Raw genomic sequence first — 14,998 nt, 5'->3', positions numbered from 1 at the left:
TCCACTAGGCAAAGACCCGAGAAAATTAGAGATATTCAAGATAGTTAAATCTACCACCGTGCGAAGCGATGGCCGGAATTTTCCGCAACGGTGATTATTTTCGTGGCGCCTGAAATCTTGCCATCGCCACCGGAAAGTCAGCAAGCGAATGCGAGGTCCACGCCTCTCTGGGCAGGTTGCCGCTTTCCAAGGGACGAGGGCCTGCAGGTTTTTGGTCGATAATCGCAGCCGGCGTACGAACACGGGAACCGCTCTGACGCGGCCCCATTTACCATCGCTGCAAGCGAACAAAGTCCACGAAAGCCCGCAAGGGCGCCGGCAAATAACGGCGCCCGGAATAATAGAGCCGGGGACCAGAGAAGGTCTGGCACCAGTCGTCGAGAACGGATTGGAGCGCCCCGCTCTCGATATGCGGCTTGAGCCAATCCTCGAACAGATGCACAATTCCAAGGCCAGCCACGGCAGCATCGATAAGCAATTCGCACGCCAGACCAGGCTGCACCACCAGCGGCCCGGTCGGATCGACAACGAGAATTTCTCCCTCTCTCTCGAATTCCCATCCCGGCATGGCTCCGCCGGAAAAACGGCCGCGCAGGCAATTATGGCCCAACAGTTGCTGTGGGTGCGAGGGGCGCCCATGATGATCGAAATAGGCTGAAGATCCAGCCGTAACCAACCGCTGCGTCGCTGGGCCGATGGGGATCGCGATCATGTCCTGTTCAAGCCGCTCCTCATAACGGATCCCGGCATCCGCACCGGATTTCAATATGTCGACAAACCCATCCTCCACCGTCACCTCCACTCGAATATCGGGATAGACCCGAAGGAATGATGGGAGGATCGATGGGAGCACGGTGCGGGCGACATTAGCTGGAACATTCAGGCGCAATGTTCCAGCGGGTCTGTCACGGAAGATGTTGACGACATCGAGCGCGTCGCGGATTTCCGAAAGGGCCGGCGACAGCCGCTCGAATAGCCGCGCGCCCGCTTCGGTCAGGGCCATGCTGCGCGTCGTGCGGTGGAGGAGACGAACGCCTAGCCGGGCTTCCAGCCGCCTGAGCGCGTCGCTCATCCCAGATGCCGAGGTGCCCGAAATACGGGCTGCATCTCGGAAGCCTCCTGCCCGCACTACTTCCACGAAGGTGGCAAGATCATCGAGTTCCGTCGCCATTGTTCGATTATCCGTACAGCCTGTTCTGATTACTACGACTTATCGTTCGCTGGCCACAAGCCCATATCGCGGTCTCCAAATGAGGAGACAGGACATGATGGATCTTCGCAAAGCCGGCACCTTCAAGCTGGGCGATCATCTCGTGAACCGCATGGGCTATGGCGCGATGCAACTGGCTGGGCCTGGCGTCTTTGGCCCGCCCAAAGATCGCGATGCCGCCGTCGCGGTTCTGCGCGCGGCAGTTGCGGCGGGCGTGAACCATATCGACACAAGCGATTTCTACGGCCCTCATGTGACCAACCAGATCATCCGCGATGCGCTTCATCCCTATAGCGACGATCTCCTGATCGTGACCAAGGTGGGCGCGATCCGCGGCAAGGACGCCTCATGGCTGCCGGCACAAAGTGCCGCCGAATTGCAGCAGGGCGTCGAAGACAATCTGCGAAACCTTGGCCGCGACACTCTCGACCTGGTCAACATGCGCATTATGGGCGACATCCACGCGCCGTCGGAAGGGTCGATCGAGGCGCAGATCGTCGCCCTTGCACAGCTGCGCGAGAAAGGACTGGTTCGACATATCGGCCTCAGCAACGTGACAGAGAGCCAGGTTGCGGAGGCCCAGCGCATCGTCCCGATCGCGTGCGTCCAGAACCAGTATAACCTGGCGCACCGCGCGGATGACGCGCTGATCGACAGCTTGACGAGCCAGGGCATCGCCTATGTCCCATTTTTTCCGCTCGGAGGCTTTTCGCCCATCCAATCGCAGGCATTGGCCCATTTGGCGGATCGCCTAGGCGCTACGTCGATGCAGCTGGCGCTTGCATGGCTGTTGGCGCGCGCACCGAACATGCTGCTGATCCCCGGCACGTCCAATGTCGCGCATCTGACCGAGAATTTGGCAGCAGTGGAGCTGGATCTGTCGCAGGAGGTCAAGGCCGCACTCGAAGCCATTGCGTTCGATCCGGCCCACTGAACCTCGATGATGGGCGCATTCCCGACTGCGGAATGCGCCCTCCGCCTCCCCCCCCTGTCTTTCGAAATCGGACAGCCTGCGGTTCGATGCGCCTGTTATGGGCGCGAACGGTTCGTCTGCCGCTATTCTCAAACGACATGGGGCTGACACTCAATCGGCGGAACGCAGCCATTCTCCTTGCGGCCAGTGCCGGGCATCCAGAGCAGCATAGCGAGTTGGCCGCGACCTGGACCGGAAAATCGGTGACTGAATGGCCGTAAAGGGGCGTTAAAAGATGACCGGAATTCCCCCACGCCTTCCCGCAGCGGAAAATAACATCGCTGTCTTTTCCAGATATCCGCATGCGATCAAGAACTTGTGACGCGACAGGATCTGCAAAATACATAATTTTTCGGGTCATTAACTTCGACTAAAGGCGCGCATGCCAGAGGGGTGTGGTTAAGGGATCCAGCTTCATGTTCGATATCTATTTCTGCATCCGAGACGATCACGATCTTCGCCTCGTCGCGGCTGCAGGGCTAATTTGCGCCATATCCGCGATAGCGATTGTCCTGTTTCTGCGGCGCGCCCGGGATACGAAAAATATCGATCATATACGCTGGGCAATCGCGTCGGGAGGCGTTGGCGGCTTCGGGGTATGGTCGACGCACTTCACCGCCATGATGGGATATGACCCGGGCGTAATACTCGGCTATGCGCTCGTTCCCACAATATTGTCGCTCCTGACGGTCGTGAGCGCGCTCACCCTGGCACATATGATTGCCTTGCGATCCTCCGCCCTCAAGGCCCGCATTCTGGCGGGTCTAGTGGTTGGACTGGGTATCGCCTCGATGCATTATCTGGGCATCTACGCCATCAGGATCGATGCCGATTTCCGGTGGTCGCAACCGATGGTCATCGCATCCATCCTGCTCATAACCGCTCCAGCACCGCTAGCCTTTCATTTCGCCCTCGACCGGCGCGGTTACGCGACCGGGGCGCTAGCGGCCTCGTCCATAGTCACAGGCATATTGTCGCTCCATTTTGCCGGCATGGCTGCGCTATCCCTGCGTCCCAACCGTCTTGAGGAAACCGGAGGGCTTCTTCTTTCCACTCCGCAAATGGGCTTGGCCGTCGCCATTGTTGCATTGGGCGTCCTGACCGTCAGCATCATGGCGGCACTGTCGAGCGCACGACTGCATGCTGCCATCGGGGCTAGCGAGCGCGAGTTCAAGGTTCTTGTCCAAGGCATCAGCGATTGCGCAATCTATATGCTGGACCGGGACGGTCGCGTCGCTTCATGGAATGCCGGCGCACAGCGCCTGAAGGGCTATAGCAGCACCGAAGCCATGGGGTTGGAACTGTCCTCCTTCTACTCCGAAGAGGATCGATCGGCGGGCCTGCCGAGACGCGGCATAGAAACAGCGCGGCAAGATGGTAAATTCAATGCGGAAGGCTGGCGCTATCGCAAAGACGGCAGCCGATTTTGGGCTCATGTGACGATCGAGTCCGTCTTTGACGAAACAGGACTCTTCCGTGGCTTCGCCAAGATCACGCGCGATATGACCCGAATGAGGGAAGATCAATTGCGGTTGGAGGAGACGCGGTCAAAACTCGACGTCGCCCTGTCCAACATGCATCAAGGCCTCTGCCTCTTCGACCAAAATGGGCACCTGACATTGGCAAATGACAGGGTGAGCACGCTGTTCGACGTCTCTCACGAGCAATGCCCGCCTGGAACCGCTTTCGAGGAACTTGTTCGGATTGCGGTAGCCAAGCGCACCGGAGGTGCGGTCGCCGCAGAGGCACTGGAAGAAACTCTGGCCCGACACCGGGCCTGTATCGAAAATCCGGATGGCGGCGTTCTGATTGCTGATTTTGCGGATGGCTCGACCTTTTCCATTGCCCATCATGCGCTGCCAGATGGTGGCTGGGTGTCCACCTTCGACGATATCACGGATCGTCGTCGGGCGGAGCAACGCATCGAACATATGGCACTGCATGACGAACTGACGGGTCTGCCGAACAGATCGAGCTATAATGATAGTCTCGATCTCGCGCTCAGCCAGGCAAGTCGAAATGGCGGAAAGATCGCCGTGATCGGCATCGACCTTGATCGCTTCAAGGAAGTGAACGATGTGCATGGCCATTCAACGGGCGATGCAGTCCTGCAGGAACTGGCTCGACGCATGCTAGGCCTATTGGGTCGAGGCGAGGTCGTCGCTCGCTTCGGCGGCGATGAGTTTGCCGCGTTCAAATCGTTTGAAAATGACGATGCGCTGGACAATTTCATCTCCCGCCTGGAGCGCTGCCTGGTCGAGAAGATCGAAATGGATGGCCTCTCCATCCATCCTGGCGCGAGCCTTGGCATCGCCATTTTCCCAACGGACGGCTCCCGCCGAGAGCCGTTGGTGAACAATGCCGATCTTGCCATGTACCGGGCAAAAGCGACTATTGGTCGTCAGGTCTGCTTCTACGAACAGGGCATGGACGAGGCCGCGCGCGCCCGCCGCACGCTCGCCAATGATCTGCGCGAGGCTGTCGCATGCGACGAGTTCAGTTTGGCATATCAGGTCCAGAAATTGGTCTCCACCGAGGCGGTGGTCGGATATGAGGCGCTATTGCGCTGGCAGCATCCACGCGATGGCTGGATCTCTCCGGCGGAATTCATCCCGATTGCCGAGGAAAGCGGGGAAATTCTGGCCATTGGCGAATGGGTTCTGCGCCAGGCGTGCCGTGATGCCGCCAACTGGCCTGAACCCTGGCGTGTGGCGGTCAACCTGTCGCCGGTACAACTCATGCATGTCGATCTCATCCAGATTGTCACATCGGCACTTCTGGAGAGCGGGTTGCCGGCGCATCGATTGGAACTGGAGATAACCGAAACCGCCCTTGTCAGTGACAAGGCCCGTGCCCTGCATATTCTGCGTCAAATCAAGGCGATTGGCGTTTCCATCGCGATGGACGATTTCGGCACAGGCTATTCGTCGCTCGATACGCTCAACTCCTTCCCCTTCGATAAGATCAAGATCGACCGTTCCTTCCTGCTGGATTCGGAAACCAGCCATCAGGCTCGGGCGATCATTCGTGCGGTCCTTGCGCTGGGACATAGCCTTGAAGTGCCAGTTTTGGCCGAAGGACTGGAAACCGAGGATCAGCTTCGGCTCCTTCGCACCGAAGGATGCGATGAAGCGCAAGGCTATCTATGGGGAAGGCCTACCACGAGCCCTAGCCTGGAACCCGAGCGCGCGCCCCTGAAAATCGAGGCTGCCTGACACCATCCACGACGCGCTGTCACGCCGCCTAATGAGCACAACCCGATTACCGCGCCGTTTTCCCACAACGAACCGATAGGATCGGATCTTATCCGACCTTTCACACAACCAGTGCAATAGCCGACGGTCGACTGATCGCAGGCGCAAACGAGCGTGGATCGGCAGCATCTGGTCGTTCCGTGACAGGATTCCAGGACAGGAACGATCGAGCGGCGGAAAATTCAAGATGAAATATACGCGCCACAATATTGCAATAACAACGGCCTAACCGCGCCCCGTCGGCCTTGGAGCCTTGGGGAGAACCACCACATGTCACGTTCATCGCGCATGCTTTGCGCGCCGCTTCCGCTCGCCATTTTTGCGCTGGTCCTGTCGTCGCCGGTCCAGGCGCAAAGCGTTGCACCGGCTGCCGATCAGGCTGTACCTGCCGATGGGCAGGACGATGGCGCAATCGTCGTCACCGGCACCTATGCCCGCAGCCTGGCGGCCGCGACCGAGACGAAGCGCAAGGCCGCCTATGGCGTCGATTCCATCGCATCCACCGACATCGGCAAGTTCCCGACCCAGAATGTCGCCGAAGCGTTGCAGCTTATCACCGGTGTCGCGATCACCCGTCCGCGCGGCGAAGGCCTGTATGTCAGCGTCCGTGGCCTTGGTCCGCAATTCCAGAGCACGCTGGTCAACGGTCGCACCGTCGCGATCAACGACCTCATCGAAAATGGCGGTGCAGCCGGGCGCCAGTTCCGTTTCGAGATGCTGCCGGCCGAATTCGTGTCGCAGATCGACGTCGTCAAGACGCCGACCGCCGACATGACCGAGGGCGCGCTGGGCGGCAATATCGACGTCAAGACCTTCCACCCGCTGGACGTGGGCAACAAGACCACGGTGAATCTGCGCGGCACCTATACCAGCATGACCGACAAGGTGCGGCCGAACGCCACCGTGCTGACCAGCTTCAAGACCAGGGACGATCAGTTCGGCTTCCTGGTCGGCGCCCAATATTGGGCCAAGTCGGTGCGCAACGACCGTTTCTACAATACCGGCTGGAACCTGAACAAATTCGTGCAGCCCGCCAATCCGGTTGCGGGCGCCGAATATCTGCCTGCCGGCTATTACACGCCGACCCGCACCCGTCCCACGATCGAAACCGAAGACCGCAAGCGTCTTTCGGGCCTGATCTCGGCGCAGTGGCGCCCTTCGGACGAACTGGAAACGACGCTGGACGTGTCGCTGACGCGGCTGGACGTCGAATATGACGAGTTCGGTCTCGACATCTATCCCGACGATCCGGGCACCTATCTGGTGCCGGGGTCGGTGACGCTGGACGGTAATACGGTCACCAAGGCGACGATCAACAATGTCCGCTTCATGGCCTCGCGCGAATATAGCCTCAACCGCCACGACCTGATCAATGTCGGCCTGAAGCAGGTGTGGAATCCGGGCGACTGGCATGTTTCGGCCAATGCCAACTGGTCCTATGCCCATAGCTTCCACCCCAGCTATGCCGAAGGCACGGTGCGCAGCCGCATGCAGATCATCGCGCCGCTGACCTATGACGCGTCGGGCGGGTACAAGGTCGCGCCGACGCTCAGCACGCCGGTCGACGTCAGCAATCCGGCCAATTACATCTATTATCCGTTCAACATCGCCCCCAAGAACAGCAAGGACTGGGACACTTATGCCCGCCTTGACGTGGGCCGCGACCTCAACGGCTTCATCACCAAGATCCAGGCCGGTGGCGAATATCATTGGCGCAAGCGCGACTATTGGCGCCGCGACTTCACCGTGAACATCACCGGCAACCCGCCAATCTCGCAGGTCGTGCCGGGCGGCTATGAAGCACTGCCCTTCGATGATGCCTTCTCGAACATTCCGGGCAATTTCCCGCGCAACTGGGCAACGCCCATCACCAGCGCCTTCTATGACACGCTGTTCACCGACGCGATCGCCAACGCGCCGCTGACGGCGGGCGACATGCGCGCTTCCTATGTCGTCACGGAAAAGATCCTTGGTGGCTATGTCCGCGCGGATTATGGCTTCGATCTGGGCAGCGTGGGCATCACCGGCAATGTCGGCCTGCGCTATGTCCACACCGACCAGGTGGCGAGCGGCACGCTGACGCTGGGCACCACGCCGACCCCGGCAAGCTTCCCCAAGACGTTCAACAACTGGCTGCCCAGCTTCAACCTGCGCGCCGAACTGACGCCCAGCCTGATCGGCCGCCTGGCGGCCAGCCGGGTGCTGACCCGCCCAAACATGACCCAGACCGCGCCGCAGATCAGCGTGTCGACCGATGCCCCGACCGCGAGCGGCGGCAACCCGGACCTCAAGCCGTTCCTGGCGACGCAGTTCGACGGTTCGCTGGAATGGTATTTCCGTCCCAATGCGTCGCTGACCGGCGCGCTCTTCTACAAGAAGATGGACGATTATATCACCGCGCAGAACGTCAACACCGAGATTCCGGGGCGTGGCACGGTGCTGCTGAGCACCCAGGTCAATGGCGGTACGGCCAAGGTCTATGGCATCGAGGCGGCCTATAACCAGGTTTTCGATTTCCTGCCGGCCCCGTTCGATGGCCTGGGGTTCCAGGCGTCCTACACCCATACCGAAGTGGAATCGAACTATACCGCCGGTGCGCGGCCGATCGTCGATCAGTTGATCGGCCTGTCGAAGGACAGCTACAATCTTGTCGGCTTCTACGACAAGGGACCGATTTCGGCACGCCTGTCCTATGTATGGCGCGGCGAATATCTGTCCGGCAATGGCAGCACGACCCAGACCGAATCCTATGTGGCGCCGTTCGGATCGCTCGACGGCAACCTGTCCATCCGGGTGCTGCCCAAGACGCTGGTCAGCCTGGAGGCGATCAACCTCGCCGGGGCCAGGGCCTATTCCTACAATGGCATCAAGGAGCGGTTCAACGAGATCCAATATTATGGCCGCACCTTCCTGTTCGGCATCCGGACCGAATTCTGATGCGCGGGATCGGACCAGCCATCGCCCCTGCCATCGCTCTCGCCACCGCCGCGCTGACCCTGGTCGGCGCGGCGGCCCCCCGGGCCATGAACGATATCCAGGTGGTGGGATCGCATAACAGCTTCAAGGCACGGATACCCGCGGCGGTCATGGCCAGGATCAGAGCGATCGAGCCGCGGCTCGCCGATGGGCTGGACTATTATCATCTGCCGCTCACCCAGCAGCTGGATGCCGGCGTTCGCCAGCTTGAACTCGACATCTTCGCCGACCCGCAGGGCGGCCGCTATGCCGATCCCAAGGGCGAGCAATGGGCGCGGGAGGCCGGCGAACAGACCGGGTTCGACCGTCAGGCGATGCTGAAGCCGGGCTTCAAGACGTTCCACATTCCCGATGTCGACTATCTCAGCACCTGCCCGGCGCTGATCCAATGCCTGGCCGAGGTCGATCGCTGGTCACGCGCGCACCCTGATCACCTGCCGATCATGATCACCATCAATGCGGCCGACACATCGTCGAACCGACCGGGGATCAGCAATCCGATCGGACTGGACGACAAGGGGCTGCTGGATGCGCTCGATGCCGAAATCCGATCCGTCCTGCCGGGCAGGCGGCTCATCACTCCCGATGAGGTGCGCGGCAAGGCCAGGACGCTGCGCGATGCGGTGCGCACCCATGGATGGCCCAGCCTGGATGCCGCGCGAGGCCGCATCTACATCATGCTCGACGTGCGCGATGCGGTCTCCAACGTCTATCGCGATGGCCATGCTTCGCTGGCGGGGCGGGCGATGTTCGGCTGGTATCCCGACGATCAGCCCGAATCCGCGATCCAGATCGTGCAGGATCCGCTGGTCGATGGTGCCAAGATCAGCGCATGGGTGAAGCAGGGCGTCATCGTGCGCACGCGGACCGATGCCAATACGGTGGAGGCACGCGCCGGCGATCATCGCAAGGCACGGGCGGCCATGGCCAGCGGCGCCCAGGCGGTCAGCACGGACTATTATCCCGGTGCGCCCGATCCGTTGCGCCGAAGCTTTTCGGTGACGCTGCCGGAAGGCGTAATGGCGCGGTGCAATCCGGTCCGCATTGCGGCGGGGTGCGCGGCCCTACCTTGCGTTTGCGCTGACTGATTTATCACCTTCGGTGTCGCGCATAGACTCATGATGCCCGGCGTCCTGGACAAATTTGAGCCAGTATCTGGCGGTGGCGCAGTTGATCTTGCGGTGGCCGCGCATGCGCTCGATGCGGCTGCGTTGCTTGTAGAGCACCCCGTTCATGCTCGACTTTCACTGGCAAACAGCGCGTCGGATTTGAGGATTTCTTCGAGATGAGCCGTTTGGCTTCCTCTTTATCCTTAGCCCACAGGAACAGCATGATTTCATGCTTACCGAGGGTGGCGCGCTTTTTATCGGGCACAATCCGCCGAAAATAAGAAACTGCGCCGCCATTAGCGAAATAGGACTGGATACTTCGATAACTGTTACAGATGTAACAGACGTCCGCAAAAAGTCCTTATCTTTCAACGTTTTCCAAGCCTTTCAACAGCTTAGAGACGATGGTGGGCCCGGCAGGACTCGAACCCGCAACCTAGCCGTTATGAGCGGCCAGCTCTAACCATTGAGCTACAGGCCCCACCTTGAACGCGGCGATAAGGAGCATCAGGCGGCTTGGCAAGCCTTCCCGCGCGCCGGAATGGCATCCAGCAACTGATCCAGGCTGACCGCCGCCACGCCGCGCCGCGCCAGATGGCTCAGCACCCTATCCCACCAGCCGTAAAAGGCGGTGCGATCGGACTCGTCACGGACATAGGGCGTGTGGCCCGGCTCCAGCGTGGGCGAATGGAAACTGAAATTAAGGACGCGCACGCCTTCCTCGATCAGCGCGTCGATCGCCGCCGTCGCTTCGGCTGCGGTGATGCCTTCGGGCGTCAGCGGCACGCGCGAAAGCATCCGCGCCCGCGCCAGCGCACCGGCCAGCGGCCCCATCGCCTGGGTCGCGCGATAAAGCCCCTCGCCCCCGCCCCGCAACAGGCCGGTGATCGCCGTCGACAAGGGCAATTCGACCAGGCTGCGGGTCGGCCCCGCCCAATAGGGATTTTGCGGCAGGCCATGGAAATCGGGGCCATGCTGATGGCTGTAATCGAACCGGCTGCGCACCGATGTATCGAGGCGAAAGCCTGCCGCCTCCAGCAGCCGCGCACTGTTGGGGCCGACGCCATAGCGCCCCGCCCGATAGGCGATCGGCCGCTGACCGAAGCGATCCTCGATCCGCCGGCACAGCGCCTCCAGCTTGGCTGCCTCCACCGCCTCGGGCAGCGAACCGACATAGGAATTGGCGGCATTCACATCCTCGACATGGGGCGGATTGACCCAGGGGTGGAGATGCGCGCCGACATCGGCCTCGCCCGCAGCCACCCACGCCCCCATCATCCCGGCGGCCGCATCGCTGTCCACCACCGGATAGTCGGTCACATAGACGGGCTTCACCCCGGCCGCCGCAAAATAGGCCTGACCGCGCGCCATGCCGGCCAGCGCCGTCACCCCATGGCCTTCCCGGCGGAAGGGGGCGTTCCAGTCGAACTCCTCCTCGGTATCGACGAACAGCATGAAACGGGTGCCGAACGCGGCAGGAAGCGCAATCATGTCCTCGGGCAGCGGCGCCCGAAGCAGATTGCCGTCATGATGATGAGCTGATTGCATCGCCCTTCCCTATCCCGCAATGGTTGCGATAGGGTTTCGTTCCGGTCAAGCCCGCGCCCGACCAGCCCGAAAATCAGCCATTGCCAACGACATCCTCTTCCATCCCGTCGACCGGGATGCGCAGCAGGAAACGGTCCGGGCCGACATCCAGGCTGCCGCCGCAACCGGCCGCCAGGCTGCGGATCAGACGCAGCGAGAAGCCCAGCCCCAGCAACGGTCCGTCGGCCCAGTCGCCCTCCGGCGTATAGCCCGGATCGAGCAGATGCGCCTCGTCCATGCCGCTCAGCGTCGACGGGCGATCAATCGCCAGCACCACCTTGCCCGACGCGCCATCAGGCTGGAACCAGCAGGCGCCCGTTACCGCCTCGCCCTCGGGCGCGACCGAAATCAGCGTGCGCAGCAGATGCTGCACCATGCGCTCGCCCTGCACCGGATCGATGCTGATCTGCGGCAGATCCTGCGACACGGCGATGTCGATCGGCGTCACCGCCCGGCCATCCTGGTCGCGGAAACGGGCCGCGACCTGCATCACCAACAATGCCGGATCGATCGTCTGCGGCGCACCGATACCATCGCCGCGCGACACCTTCGCCGCCAGATCCAGATCGTCAAACGCCGCCAGCAAATGGCGCGCATCAACCGCGATATTGCCGGCCATCTCGCGATATTCGACGCCGGCCGGGCCGAACAATTCCTGTTCGATAATCTCGGCAAAGCCCAGGATCGCGTTCAGCGGCGTGCGCAGTTCATGCACCAGCTGGCGCAGCGAATCCGCCGACAGGCCGGCGATCGTCACCGGTCCCGACGGCGTCGTCGCCACTTCGTGCAGATAGGGGCGCCGTGCCTGGCCGCGATAGCCCTGGAACCGGCCGGACCGCGGATCGAAGAAGGGGGTTGCCGACAGGCGCCATTCGCCTGCCATCATCCCGCCGATGATGGTGAAGCGGCCATTCTGGAAGCCGCTGCGGCGCTGGAAGGCGCCGGCGACATGGCCATCGGGACCGCTCGCCCCTTCCAGCGCGATTTCGCCGAGCGACAGGCCGACCAGCGCGGCACGCGGTCCCTGGTCCACCCAGACCAGCACGCCGGTCGAATCCGTCTCGAACGCGAAGAAATGCGGCTGTTCGGCGCGCAGCGCGGGCTGCGTCACCGGCGCGACGATGATGTCCTGCGGCGGCGTCTCTTCGGGCGGGCGCCGGGTGCTGGTGAAGCGCGCGATGCGGTCGACCAGGTTGCGGATCTGGTCGGGGCCAGGTTCGGCCACCGGCTGCGGCGCAACTTCCGGCTCGACCACGGGCTCGGCCGCGAGCGCCATGTCCGCGGTCAACAGCATGTCGGCTTCGCGGACGCTCGTGCCGCTGGTCAGCACCAGGTCGGTCGGGCCAAACGCTTCGAGCCCCTGCCGCGTTTCGGGGCCGATGTCGCGACGGCCGCGCAGCACACCGCGCGCCGTGGGGCTGAGATGCGGCAGCAGTGCAGCCCACAGCGGATCGGACAGGCGGGCGCGTGCCATCGCCGCGCCGGCGATCGCCGGACGGTCACCGGCAAAGAAGCGGATCAGGCTGGCCGAACGCAGCCGGCCACCCAGTTCGACGACGGTCGCGATTCGCTGCATTTCAGACAGTTGCGGCCGCAACTGGGCCAATCGGCCGAGCAGAGCCTCGCGATCGGGTGCGTCCATGGGGGGACGATCATAGCGATCATGCTGCGCCAGCAGGTCGACGCATTGCCGCCACAGCGTCACCGCGCCCACGCCGCTGCGATCGTCAGCAGCCAGCACGGTTTGCATGATGTCGTTGAAGCGCAACCAAAGTCCCCATATTCAAGCGGTAACAGGCGGCATGCCCGCATCGCTGTTCGTTACATCCTAACCGATAAGCAGTCCTTACCCAAAGCGAAAGCGTGATTTCGACGCACAATATGAGCGTCGCATAGTGGGACAATTGCATTGCGCTGAAATATTATTATGATGCGCCCGCAGTAACAGGTAAGGAAATAATCAATCTGATGGCGGGGCCCAATATCGACGACATCGACCTGCAGATCCTGGGCGAATTGCAGGACAATGGCAGGATGACCAATGTGGATCTGGCGCGGAAGGTCGGGCTGACGGCACCGCCGTGCCTGCGCCGCGTCCGCGCGCTGGAGGAAGCCGGCGCCATCACCGCCTATCATGCCGTGGTCGATCCGGCGATGCTGGGCTACACCATCACCGTGTTCGCGATGGTCAGCCTCAAGAGCCAGGCCGAGGCCGATCTCAAGGCGTTCCAGGACCATGTCGACGCCCTGCCCGAAGTGCGCGAATGCCATATGCTGAACGGCGAGATCGACTTCATCCTGAAGGTGGTCGCGCGCGATCTGCAGAGCTTCCAGCAATTCCTGACGTCGAAGCTGACGCCGGCGCCCAATGTGGTGAGCGTCAAGACGTCGCTGACGATCCGCACGTCGAAGAATCTGCCCGGCGTCCCGTTGCCGGTCTGATCCGGCAAGCCCGCGACAGCCGGCACGCAGGCACAACGAAAAAGGGCCGGCCCCGCAGGGGGACCGGCCCTTTTTCTGTCATGTCGCACAGCGATCAGCTGGCCGTCTGGGCCGTGCCCTGCTGCGCCGACTTGCGGTTCTGCAGATCGACCCAGACCGACCAGAAGCCGGCGACATTGCTCCAGTTGCCACTGGTCACCTGGGCCAGCGTGGTCTTGCCACCGGCCAGATCGCCCGAACGGGCCAGCGCGATGCCCAGGCGCGCATTGGCATGGCCCTGATCGACTCCGCCCTTGCTCAGCGCCAGCCGATACTGTTCCACCGCCTGCGGATATTGACCGAGCGAGAAATAGCCGTCGGCCGCATTCAGCGCCGCCTTGCCATCGCTCGCCGCCGCGGCCTTCTTCGCCAGCGCGGGCATGGCGGCGATATCCTTGGTCGCCTTGGGCGTCACCGCCTTCAGCAGCTGTGCCGTGGTCGCCTGGCTGGTCGTCAGCTTGCCGGCCGAACGGCCCGCCTCGATGATCGCCTTGGCTTCGGCAAAATTGCCGGTCTTCTCGGCCAGCTGGGCATAGGTCTGGTAATCGCGCTCGCTCGCCATGGCGCCATTGGCGGCCTGCAGGCGATAGAGGTCCAGCTGGACCTGCGGGTCGCTTTCCTGGCCGGCCAGATAGTTGGTCAGCGCCGAACGCCATTCCGGGGTCGACGGATAGACTTCCAGCCGCTCGCGATAGAGGCTGCTCACCTCATCCCAGTCATTGGCCTGATAGGCCATGGAGATAGCGCGGTCATACCAGGCGGCCGGGATCGGCTGGCCCGATGCCTTCTGCTGCGCCAGCGCCTCCTGCACATAGGCGCGGGCTTCCTTGGACTTGTTCTTGCGCATCGCAATGTCGGCGCGCAGCATGGTGGCGTCGATGCCCGAATAGCCCAGCGTCTTGGCATAATCGAGCTGCGCCACCGCATCGGTATAGTTCGCGACCATATAGGACAGATAGCCGGCGATGAAGCGCAGGCGCGGCGCGTCCGCCTTGGGCACCGAACTGGTCTTGAACATGTCGGTCAGCGCGATCCGCTGGGCCTGGATGTCCCGGCGCAGCACCGCCACCTCGAAGCGCAGGCCGGCCGCGGCATAAGCTTCCATGTCGGTGGTCGGATTGAGCGCGGCGATGCGCAGATTGGCGGTCGACGCGTCACGCGCCTTGATCGCGGTTTCGGCGGCCTGCACATCGGCGCGAAAGGCGTCGGACATCTCGATCGGCGGCCCTGCCACCACGATCTTCTTCTTGGCCGCAGCCGGCGTCGCCAGCATGGCGCCGGCCAGCACGACCGGCAGTCCGATAGTCAGAAAAACAGGATTCCGCTTGGCCATGACAGGCCTCCCCCACTGCAATATCCCGGCCCCCGGCCGGTCATTCAAAAAAATGAAGGCGCACCGACCGCCGAA

10 protein-coding genes and 1 tRNA gene are annotated in these 14,998 nt (G+C 62.2%); 5 read left to right on the top strand and 6 right to left on the bottom strand.

Going from position 1 to position 14,998, the window contains the following annotated elements:
- Positions 1-268: 268 nt before the first annotated feature.
- Positions 269-1,171 carry a LysR family transcriptional regulator gene (locus HH800_RS05060; RefSeq protein ID WP_169860370.1) on the bottom strand — a complete coding sequence of 301 codons (903 nt, stop codon included), beginning with the start codon at positions 1,169-1,171 and terminating at the stop codon, positions 269-271.
- Positions 1,172-1,265: 94 nt separating this feature from the next.
- On the opposite strand from HH800_RS05060, the gene HH800_RS05055 reads away from it, so the two are divergent.
- From HH800_RS05055 to HH800_RS05040, 4 genes are all read left to right on the top strand, one after another.
- On the top strand, positions 1,266-2,144 hold the full coding sequence (locus HH800_RS05055; protein WP_017502316.1) for an oxidoreductase: 879 nt from the start codon (positions 1,266-1,268) through the stop codon (positions 2,142-2,144).
- Positions 2,145-2,599: 455 nt separating this feature from the next.
- Complete coding sequence (locus HH800_RS05050; protein WP_169860369.1) at positions 2,600-5,398, top strand: EAL domain-containing protein; 2,799 nt, start codon at positions 2,600-2,602, stop codon at positions 5,396-5,398.
- Between the two features lie 309 nt (positions 5,399-5,707).
- Positions 5,708-8,374, top strand: coding sequence for a TonB-dependent receptor (locus tag HH800_RS05045; protein ID WP_155737993.1), 2,667 nt, complete (start codon positions 5,708-5,710; stop codon positions 8,372-8,374).
- Positions 8,374-9,501 carry a Ca2+-dependent phosphoinositide-specific phospholipase C gene (locus HH800_RS05040; RefSeq protein WP_169860368.1) on the top strand — a complete coding sequence of 376 codons (1,128 nt, stop codon included), beginning with the start codon at positions 8,374-8,376 and terminating at the stop codon, positions 9,499-9,501. Before HH800_RS05045 ends, HH800_RS05040 begins: the two co-directional genes overlap by 1 nt.
- Here the strand turns inward: HH800_RS05040 and HH800_RS05035 are convergent.
- From HH800_RS05035 to HH800_RS05020, 4 genes are all read right to left on the bottom strand, one after another.
- Positions 9,478-9,648: a hypothetical protein gene (locus HH800_RS05035; protein ID WP_168708713.1), complete on the bottom strand. Its 171-nt coding sequence runs from the start codon at positions 9,646-9,648 to the stop codon at positions 9,478-9,480. The two genes, HH800_RS05040 and HH800_RS05035, sit on opposite strands and share 24 nt — an antisense overlap.
- A gap of 279 nt (positions 9,649-9,927) precedes the next feature.
- Positions 9,928-10,003: transfer RNA gene (locus tag HH800_RS05030), tRNA-Ile, on the bottom strand.
- 26 nt (positions 10,004-10,029) lie between these two features.
- Positions 10,030-11,070 carry a polysaccharide deacetylase family protein gene (locus tag HH800_RS05025; RefSeq protein ID WP_169860367.1) on the bottom strand — a complete coding sequence of 347 codons (1,041 nt, stop codon included), beginning with the start codon at positions 11,068-11,070 and terminating at the stop codon, positions 10,030-10,032.
- A gap of 73 nt (positions 11,071-11,143) precedes the next feature.
- Positions 11,144-12,877, bottom strand: a complete 1,734-nt coding sequence (locus HH800_RS05020; protein WP_169860366.1) for a sensor histidine kinase — start codon at positions 12,875-12,877, stop codon at positions 11,144-11,146.
- A gap of 200 nt (positions 12,878-13,077) precedes the next feature.
- Here HH800_RS05020 and HH800_RS05015 point away from each other — a divergent pair, with 200 nt between their 5' ends.
- Entirely contained in the window at positions 13,078-13,551 is a 474-nt protein-coding gene (locus HH800_RS05015; RefSeq protein ID WP_004207648.1) for an Lrp/AsnC family transcriptional regulator, read from the top strand.
- Between the two features lie 94 nt (positions 13,552-13,645).
- On the opposite strand, the gene HH800_RS05010 is transcribed toward HH800_RS05015, so the two are convergent.
- A complete protein-coding gene (locus tag HH800_RS05010; RefSeq protein WP_169860365.1) occupies positions 13,646-14,923 on the bottom strand; it encodes a tetratricopeptide repeat protein in 1,278 nt (425 codons plus the stop codon).
- Positions 14,924-14,998 lie beyond the last annotated feature (75 nt).

It is taken from the genome of Sphingobium yanoikuyae (assembly GCF_013001025.1).
GTDB classification, from domain to species: Bacteria; Pseudomonadota; Alphaproteobacteria; order Sphingomonadales; family Sphingomonadaceae; genus Sphingobium; species Sphingobium yanoikuyae_A.
The sequence above is the reverse complement of the archived record's forward strand: the minus strand, read 5'-3'. Positions and strand labels throughout refer to the sequence as shown.

What these genes read in the sequence shown, in the direction of transcription:
- HH800_RS05060 (WP_169860370.1), bottom strand. Translation starts at nt 1,171, where the DNA reads ATGGCGACGGAACTCGATGATCTTGCCACCTTCGTGGAAGTAGTGCGG.
- HH800_RS05010 (WP_169860365.1), bottom strand. Translation starts at nt 14,923, where the DNA reads ATGGCCAAGCGGAATCCTGTTTTTCTGACTATCGGACTGCCGGTCGTG.
- HH800_RS05015 (WP_004207648.1), top strand. Translation starts at nt 13,078, where the DNA reads ATGGCGGGGCCCAATATCGACGACATCGACCTGCAGATCCTGGGCGAA.
- HH800_RS05035 (WP_168708713.1), bottom strand. Translation starts at nt 9,648, where the DNA reads ATGAACGGGGTGCTCTACAAGCAACGCAGCCGCATCGAGCGCATGCGC.
- HH800_RS05040 (WP_169860368.1), top strand. Translation starts at nt 8,374, where the DNA reads ATGCGCGGGATCGGACCAGCCATCGCCCCTGCCATCGCTCTCGCCACC.
- HH800_RS05025 (WP_169860367.1), bottom strand. Translation starts at nt 11,070, where the DNA reads ATGCAATCAGCTCATCATCATGACGGCAATCTGCTTCGGGCGCCGCTG.
- HH800_RS05055 (WP_017502316.1), top strand. Translation starts at nt 1,266, where the DNA reads ATGATGGATCTTCGCAAAGCCGGCACCTTCAAGCTGGGCGATCATCTC.
- HH800_RS05045 (WP_155737993.1), top strand. Translation starts at nt 5,708, where the DNA reads ATGTCACGTTCATCGCGCATGCTTTGCGCGCCGCTTCCGCTCGCCATT.
- HH800_RS05050 (WP_169860369.1), top strand. Translation starts at nt 2,600, where the DNA reads ATGTTCGATATCTATTTCTGCATCCGAGACGATCACGATCTTCGCCTC.